This is a genomic window from Streptomyces sp. SID1328 (genome assembly GCF_009865595.1).
Classification (GTDB): domain Bacteria; phylum Actinomycetota; class Actinomycetes; order Streptomycetales; family Streptomycetaceae; genus Streptomyces; species Streptomyces griseoluteus.
On the sequence record NZ_WWKH01000812.1, the window covers coordinates 1 to 515 of the forward strand.

Here is a 515-nt window from a genome sequence, read left to right on the forward strand (position 1 = left end):
ACGAGCACCGCCGACTGGGTGGCCTGGTACCAAGGCAAGCACGGCGTCCACGCCGACAGCATCGTCGGCAAGAACACCGGCCACTACGTGATCATCGACGACGGCTACTACGGCAACTACTGCAAGTCCTACGTGCCGCACAACTGACGCCCAGGGCACAGGACAGCCCAGGCACATCGACCCAGCAAGGGCGGCGCGGAACTCGTCGACGATCACCGGTCCGCGCCGCCCCCTCACTCACGAAAGGAACACGAGATGCGGATCAGGACCGTCAGCGCGCGGGCCGGCCTGCTCGCGGCAACCGCTGCCCTGGGCGTGGGCTCCCTGCTCGCCCCGGCCGCCGCGGCGGCGACGCCGCCCAGCACCATCGCCAAGGGGGACACCGGACACGGTGTCTGGTGCGTCCAGCACGCCGTGAACCTCTACTACGAGAGCACCTACGGCAAGAAGAGCGGCCCGCTCGCCGAGGACGCCGTGTTCGGTACGAGCACCGCCGACTGGGTGGCCTGGTACCA

Annotated in this window: 1 pseudogene; it reads left to right on the forward strand. The window is 68.9% G+C overall.

The features are described 5' to 3' along the window. Nucleotides 1-255: 255 nt before the first annotated feature. Nucleotides 256-515 (forward strand): annotated as a pseudogene (locus GT030_RS25880) (hypothetical protein); the annotation flags it as partial.